The following is a 7,477-nucleotide window of genomic DNA, read 5'->3' as shown; positions in this document are numbered from 1 at the left end:
GCTCGTGCTGGCAGGATGCCTCCGAGAACCGAGGCTAGGAGCGTTGATGCGCAATTCAACCCGTTCAGTAACAAGGTCGATCGTCGTCGCGATCCTGACGGCGCTGGCCGCGCTCCTCGTCGGCTTGATGTCGTCGTTGACGACGGCGGTCACTGCTTCTATTGGGTTGACCGCAGTGCGTGCGCTGATCGTGCCCGGCACAGGCACACCACATGCTGCACCGGATTACCTCAACAACGCAGTCAACTATTACGTCATCCCCAGCGGCGCGTGCGGCTCACCTCCCGCAGCCGGCTGTCCCCAAGCCGTACAGGGCATCGACTACTACGCCACCTTCTGGCCGATTCCTCTGCCGGGATGGGGCGGCCTCGAGGGCCAGAAGTGGAACGTCTCAGTCGCGGACGGTGTCAAGAACCTCACAGCCGCGTACACACCACCGACCGCCGGTAATTCCGTCATCATCTTCGGGTATTCGCAGGGCGCGACGGTGGCCAGCAATTTCAAGAGGCTGCATCCGCAGGTGAACGTGCAGCCCGGCGATCCAACTACCGACTACTTCTTTATCGGCAATCCGCAGCGCCCGTCTGGTGGATTCTTCGAGCGACTCGCCTTCCTCGGCAACGTCCCCATCCTGGACGCTCAGTTCGGCGATCCGTCACCGACAGACACATGTAATGGCGGCGCACGCATCTGTACGACAGACTTTGCGCTGATGTACGACGGCGTCGCCGACTTCCCGCAGTGGCTGGCCAATCCGGTGGCGGTGCTCAATGCCGTTGCTGGCTTCCAGTACATCCACGGCACCTATTTGGCGCCGAACGGGGACGATCCGGTTGGAGAGACGCCATATGGCTACACCCCGCAAGAGGTCAAGGATGCCGTCGCGGCCGCCGAAGCTGACTGCAGTGCGGCGACATACTGCCAGCACGTCGACGGCAGCGACACCATCTACGTCACCTTGCCGGCCAAGTACTTGCCGCTTTACCAGCCGTTCGTCGATCTCGGTGACGCGACCGGCACGTCGGCATTGATCGTGCCTGTCACCGACTTCCTGTCGCCGTTCACCCAGACGATCATCGAAACCGGCTACGACCGGACGAATTACGCCAATCCGCAGCCGGGAACGATCCTTCCACCGAAGACCTTCAACCCCATCGGGACCGCGGTGGACCTCGTCAATGACATCCCCGAGGGCATCAACATGGCACTGACACCGGGTCGCACACCGCTTCCGCCGCCGGCAGGACAGGGTCCGCAGACGTTGACGACTTTGTCGGACACGAACACAACAAACACGATCGTCTCGAAGACGACGGCGCCGACTTTGGGTGCACCGGACATTCGGCTGGGCATCTTCGCCAAACCCGGCGAGAACACCACGACGGGTCCCAACGGATCGAGCACCAATCGGCCGCTGCAGAATGAGCTGAAGGACTTCCACCCGGTGCGCGACGTGGTCAAGGCGGTTTCCGACACCGCGAAGAAGGCGCTCGGCAAGGATGACAACTCCTCTGCCGGCAGCGACCCAGACAACTAAGCGCCGAAACGCAATTGGTGAAGGGTCATACCCTCGGCGGGCATTAGGCTGGGCGCCGGGGGAGTATGGCTCGTCAACCGACGACCCGGCTGCAAGTCAGCGGGTACCGATTTCTCGTACGGCGGATGGAACACGCGCTGCTGCGTGGCGACATGCGGATGCTGCACGATCCGATGCGGGCGCAGTCGCTCTCGCTCATCGCGGGCTGCGTTCTGGCGATCGTCGTCGTCGCGGGATGCGCGATCTTGGCGTTCCTGCGGCCGAATGCCGGATTGGGCGATGCCGCAGTCGTCATGTCCCGTGACTCAGGGGCGCTGTATGTCCGCATCGACGACACGCTGCACCCAGTCTTGAATTTGGCGTCAGCGCGCTTGGCCACCGGAAGCGCAGCGCGTCCGCAGGTTGTCAGTCCCGCCGATATCGACAAGGCGAAGCGCGGTCCGCTCCTTGGCATCCCCGGCGCGCCTGCCGTCATCTCCAAGCCCCTGTCCGACGGAGAAACAGCCTGGACGGTTTGTGACGCCACGACCACCACGGTGATCGCGGGTCGTCTCGACGACTTCGACGGACGCGACAACCAACCGAATGTATTGGTCACGCCGCGATCCGAAGGCGCGGCGACGACATACCTGCTGTACGACGGCTGGCGCGCGCAAGTCGACCTCCGTAATCCCGGCGTCGTGTGGGCCCTGCGACTCGACGGCATCGAGCCACGGCCTGTCTCGAGAGCCCTGCTCGACGCCATCCCCGAAGCGCCCCCGATCGCCCCGCCACGCATCCCGGGCGCCGGCCAACCGGGCGCTATCGCCGGCATGCGGGTAGGGACAGTGGTCCGAGTGACGCGCGTCGACGCCGACGACTACTTCGTCGTCCTGACCGACGGCGTTGCGCGCATCGGCGAAGTGGCGGCGAATCTGATTCGCGGCGTGGACTCTCAGAGCAGTCGCGAGATCGCTTCGGTCTCACCCGACACGATCAGTGATGTACCGGTCGCCGATTTCCTCCCAGCGTCGATCTTTCCCGGCCGTGCAGGTACGACCTCAGACGCGGGCGCCGACGGTGTGCTCTGCGCGCAGTGGCGCCCCGACAGATCGAAAACCATTCTGTGGCTCGGCGATTCACTGCCCACGCACTCGAGTCCGGTCGATCTGGCGCAGGCCGACGGCGACGGGCCCGCCGTTGACAGCGTCGCGGTGCCGTCAGGACGAAGCGCATACGTGCGGGCGGCGGCTCTCAGCGGCGGCCGCGACGATGCTGGTCCGCTGTATCTGGTGACGGACGGGGGAGTGCTTTTCGGCCTTCATGATGCGAATACAGCCAAAGTTGTCGGAGTGCAGGGCGATCCAGTTTGGGCGCCGTGGCCGGTGCTGACACGGCTGCCCCGCGGACCCGAACTGAGCCGCGAAAGCGCGCTAATTGCGCGCGACAGTGTGGCTCTTCCGCCGTAAATGCCCGACCGAGGCCGTCGTCGCAATCGCAGCGGCCACCACCGCGATGCAAACCGCGGCACCGCCGAATGCGATTCGTCGCCCACTGGGATCCGATTTGGATTCACTCTCCGGCGGTGACACCGGCCGAACGTCGCCGTCGCTCGACACGGTGCTTTCGACGAGATCGTTCGTGCCCAAGGTGCCGCCACTGACGGCGGCAAGCGCGTCGACGACACCGTTGCCGACGAAAGGATCCCAGCCCGACGGCGGCCGATGCGCGGTGTCTTTGATCCGCTGCATGACCTGTCGTGCGGTCAGATGCGGTGATCGTGCCCGGATCAGAGCGGCGATTCCGCTGACCACGGGCGCCGCGTAACTCGTCCCGACAATCGGCGCCGAATTGCCGAACGTCGGCAGAGAGGCCACGAGACCTTCTCCGTCCGCATCCAGCGACACCACGCCTTCTCCCGGCGCCGCGACGTCTACCCACGGCCCGGCAAGTGTGAACCGCGACGGCGCCCCCTGCTGATCGACGGAGCCCACCGTCAGAACGTAGTCGTCGTACCATGCCGGGCTCACAATGACTTTCACCGAATCCCAATCAGGACGGCCGGGGCGAGTCGGGTCCGCCGTTGGATTCTGATCAGGGCATTGGCCGAGACCCCCAACGTTTCCCGCTGCGGCCACCACGACAACGTTCTTGACGTCGACCGCATATGCCAATGCCGCGCCGAGCGCACGATCGTCGAGCCTCGCGGCGGCGGCAACGCAGGCGATGGACGACACGTTGATCACCGAAGCGCCCATGTCCGCGGCGGTCCTGACCGCCATGGCGAGCGTATCGACGTCGCCGAAACCCGGTGCAGACTGACCGGCCGGCGCGAACTTGACGCTCGACTGCCGGATGCCGATGATCGTCGCTTCCGGCGCGACCCCGCTGAATCTCGCAGCTCCCGAGGATATTTCAGTAGCGCTGATGATTCCTGCCACTATCGTGCCGTGACCATCGCAGTCGTCCGTACCGTCACCGGTGGAGACGTAGTCACCCCCGCCGATGAGATGCGGCAGCAGGCGATGACGGGCAACGCCCGTGTCAATGACGGCGACAGTCTGACCCGAGCCGCGGCTGAGCCGCCAAACTGCGGCGAGATCAAGCCCCTTCAGCTGAGCTGCCTCGGGTCCTCCGCTCGGCGTGGACGGGGTTGACGCGAGGCACTGCTGCCGCTGTTCGGTGGCTTTCGGCGGAGCCGGCGGTCGCGGCTCGGGCAGCAGCGAATCATCGATCGAAGGTGGGGCGACCGCCGCCGCAACGGGTGACATCCACACCGAGATCGTCGTCAAGACGATGGCGCCGGCGACTCGTGTCGATCGAGATGTCATGTCAGGCTCAGGCCGCGGACGAAGCCGAATAGGCCTCCGACCCAACACGCCAGCGGTACCACCGCCGCGAGTGCGAGATAGTCGACGACTTCGATGCCGCGCCGCACAAAGGGGCTCAGCCGCTCTCCGACATCTGCGAGAGTCAGACACAGAGTGCTCGCACCCACGATCATTGCAACGAGACCAAGCCAGGGAGCTTGCCTCGGCGCGGACAGTGCCAGAAGTGTGAAACCCGCGGTGGTGCTGACGAATCCAGCAGCAAGAATTGTGGTGGAACGAACGGATCCTCGTTGCTGGACGGCCCGCAGGACCAGTGCCACCGAAACGGCACCGGTAGATGCGATACCGCTCCACGTGACGTGATTGCGTTGATCTGCGGCGACCAATGCGACGCCAAGCGCCGCCGACAGCGAGAACCCCGCAAGAAGTCCCGTTAATGTCTGATGGCCGCGCGCCGCTCGAAGGGCACCGACCGAAGCGGGCAGAGGGATCTCGTCGGCGGTAGCGTCAACCGAACTCGGCATCCGCGGAGACAGGCCGGTCAGGACAATCGAGAGTCTGGCCGCTGCATTGATCATCGCCAAGGAAGCGGCAGCCAAAGCAGCGCCAACCGCGGCTGTCGGTGTAGGCCAAACCGCCGCTACCGCGGCGGCGACCGCCACCAGAACCGAGAACGCCGCGATTGCCGTGAAAAGCGCGGTCCCGCAGGATGTGACGTGCATCAGCACTGCCCCAACCGTTGAGCAGATGGCCGCCGCTAAGAAGTAGTTCGGCGGTCCAGGTCCGCCGGGGACGGCCAAGAATCCGGCGATCGCACCGAATACCGCGGCGGTCATGCCGAGGGTCAGTGTCGGCAACGGCTGGGCACCGAGATGATTGATAAGTATCGCGGCGACAGTCGCCGCCACCGCCAGGATCGCCGCGACGACGGCGCGGGTGCCAGGTGCTGAGGGACCGGGCCATGCCAGCGTCGTCGCACCGATGCCCGTTGACCACAAACACGCAACTGAGCCCATTGTGTGCGCCCATGCGGTACCACGGTCGGCCGATGCCGACATATCGACGGCGTGCCGGCCCGGGTCTTCTGAGTGCTGTTCCGGCCTCGGAATGGGTTCCGCGGCGAGCAGCAGAACATCGCCGTCCCGAATGCCGTTCTCGAACAGCGATACCGACTCGTCAAGCGTCGATCCGTCGACGCGCGCGAGCCTCAGCCGCTCCGGCAGACTGCCATCGGCCGTCTCATGCCCCACGCCTACCAGATCGACGATCGCGGACAGGATTTCGCCCAGCTCCGGCGTCGTTGGCAAGGTGAGATCGGCCGCCGTCGACGTGCCGAACCCACACGTGCGCACCGTCACCCGGCACAGGTCCAGAACCATCATGTAACCCCCCGCGGTTCACCGTAACCGCGGAAACTCTTGGCGAGCAGCACCAAATTTCCTGCTGTGGAAAGGGAACGAACGCGGCTGCTGTCTCGTCTTTAACCCGATGGAGTTTCTGATCGAGCCGCGTCAGGCACCGCCGCCTACCGCACAGGGCGACGTCGTCGTCCAACCGCCTCCAGAGGTGCCACGAGACGTGCCCGGCAATCCGGTCTCCCGGTTGCTGCCCGTGACAATGGTCGTCGGCACTGTGGGCATGATGGCCGTCTATCTCACGTCGGGCGCATCGGCGACCCGGAATCCGATGTTCATGTTCTTCCCAGTGATGATGGTCGGTTCGCTGCTGGGGACGATGGTCTCAGGATCGCGCGGAGGCGGTCGGGTCGCAGAGATCAATCACAACCGGCGCAATTATCTTCGCTACCTCGCGTCGTTGGAGTCATCCATCCTAAACACCGCTGACGAGCAGCGACTTTCGCTTGTTTGGAGCAGCCCGGATCCTGACCTGCTGTGGACGATGATCGGCGGTAGGCGAATGTGGGAACGCAGACCCGACGACGCCGATTTCGCGCAGGTTCGGATCGGGCTGAGCTCTCAACGCCTGTCGACCCCCTTGGTCATGCCGGACCTCGGCCCTGCGGAAGAGCGGGATCCGGTTACCGCGATGGAGTTGCGGCGGCTCTTTCGCCGCTGCGCGATGGTGCCCGACCTCCCTGTTCCCCTGGCGCTGAAGGAGATCGCCCCGATAGCGGTCAGTGGTGACCTAGGTGCCGCCCGAAGCATGCTCCGTGCCGTGATATGTCAGCTGACACTGACGCACGGTCCCGAGGACCTGCGCATCGCTGCTGTCGTCAGTCCGCTCACCGCAGAAGAGTGGGATTGGCTGAAATGGCTGCCGCACCATCGGCATCCGCACGCCACCGATGACGGTGGTCCGGCACGGCTGACGTACACCACGCTATCGTCTGCCGAGAGCGCACTCGAGACTTGCATCGCACATCATGCGGTGCTGTTCATCGACGGCGGCCTGGTTACCGGTACCGAGAGTCTGTTCACATCGGGTCCGAAACCTTGCGTGACAGTTGTGGACCTCGGCGTCGCGTGCAGCGACATCGCTGCACTGCGCCTTGTTGTGGCCGCCGATACGATCATCGGGCGAAGTGAAGCCGACGAGGAGGTATCGGCGCGCCCCGACACGATGACGAGGGGACATGCGCTGGCCTATGCGCGTCGAATGTCGCGATATCAGCAGGCCGCGCGCGGCATCGCGGTGTCGACGCGGGTACCACCGTCTATCGGCTGGCCGGAGTTGATGGGTATCGCCGATGTCGGTGCGGTCGACCCGGCAGTGATCTGGCGGAGCACTCGTGCCCCCGGACGGATGTTGCGGGTCCCGATCGGCGTGTCCGAGCGTGGCCGGCCCATCGACCTGGACATCAAGGAAGCGGCGACGAACGGTATGGGCCCACACGGTTTGTGTATCGGCGCAACGGGATCCGGCAAATCGGAATTTCTTCGCACGCTCGCGCTCGGCATGATCGCAGCGCATCCGCCCGACACCCTCAACCTGGTCCTCGTCGATTTCAAGGGAGGTGCCAGCTTCCTGGGGTTCGAGCGTGCGCCCCATGTGGCCGCGGTGATCACCAATCTCGCGGCGGAGGCGCACCTCGTCGCGCGGATGAAGGATGCGCTGGCCGGCGAAATGACAAGGCGTCAGCAACTGTTGAGGGCCGCAGGCAACTTCGCCA

5 protein-coding genes are annotated in these 7,477 nt (G+C 64.8%); 3 read left to right on the top strand and 2 right to left on the bottom strand.

Going from position 1 to position 7,477, the window contains the following annotated elements:
- The first annotated feature begins 46 nt into the window (after nt 1-46).
- Together QOJ24_RS01410 and eccB are read left to right on the top strand one after the other, a co-directional pair.
- Nucleotides 47-1,537, top strand: a complete 1,491-nt coding sequence (locus tag QOJ24_RS01410; protein WP_526258376.1) for a PE-PPE domain-containing protein — start codon at nt 47-49, stop codon at nt 1,535-1,537.
- Between the two features lie 65 nt (nt 1,538-1,602).
- On the top strand, nt 1,603-2,985 hold the full coding sequence (eccB, locus tag QOJ24_RS01405) for a type VII secretion protein EccB (protein WP_526258374.1): 1,383 nt from the start codon (nt 1,603-1,605) through the stop codon (nt 2,983-2,985).
- On the opposite strand, the gene mycP is transcribed toward eccB, so the two are convergent.
- Entirely contained in the window at nt 2,950-4,347 is a 1,398-nt protein-coding gene (gene mycP, locus QOJ24_RS01400) for a type VII secretion-associated serine protease mycosin (protein WP_526258372.1), read from the bottom strand. The genes eccB and mycP overlap by 36 nt on opposite strands.
- A complete protein-coding gene (gene eccD / locus QOJ24_RS01395; RefSeq protein ID WP_526258370.1) occupies nt 4,344-5,729 on the bottom strand; it encodes a type VII secretion integral membrane protein EccD in 1,386 nt (461 codons plus the stop codon). Before eccD ends, mycP begins: the two co-directional genes overlap by 4 nt.
- Before the next feature lie 106 nt (nt 5,730-5,835).
- On the opposite strand from eccD, the gene eccCa reads away from it, so the two are divergent.
- The coding region (gene eccCa, locus QOJ24_RS01390; RefSeq protein WP_526258368.1) for a type VII secretion protein EccCa at nt 5,836-7,477 on the top strand (1,642 nt) is incomplete at its 3' end.

The sequence above is a fragment of the Mycobacterium sp. genome (genome assembly GCF_032159775.1).
Classification (GTDB): domain Bacteria; phylum Actinomycetota; class Actinomycetes; order Mycobacteriales; family Mycobacteriaceae; genus Mycobacterium.
The sequence above is the reverse complement of the archived record's forward strand: the minus strand, read 5'-3'. Positions and strand labels throughout refer to the sequence as shown.

Bases quoted from the DNA above. Each gene is read 5' to 3' on its own strand.
- QOJ24_RS01410 (WP_526258376.1), top strand. From the start codon at position 47: ATGCGCAATTCAACCCGTTCAGTAACAAGGTCGATCGTCGTCGCGATC.
- mycP (WP_526258372.1), bottom strand. From the start codon at position 4,347: ATGACATCTCGATCGACACGAGTCGCCGGCGCCATCGTCTTGACGACG.
- eccB (WP_526258374.1), top strand. From the start codon at position 1,603: ATGGCTCGTCAACCGACGACCCGGCTGCAAGTCAGCGGGTACCGATTT.
- eccD (WP_526258370.1), bottom strand. From the start codon at position 5,729: ATGATGGTTCTGGACCTGTGCCGGGTGACGGTGCGCACGTGTGGGTTC.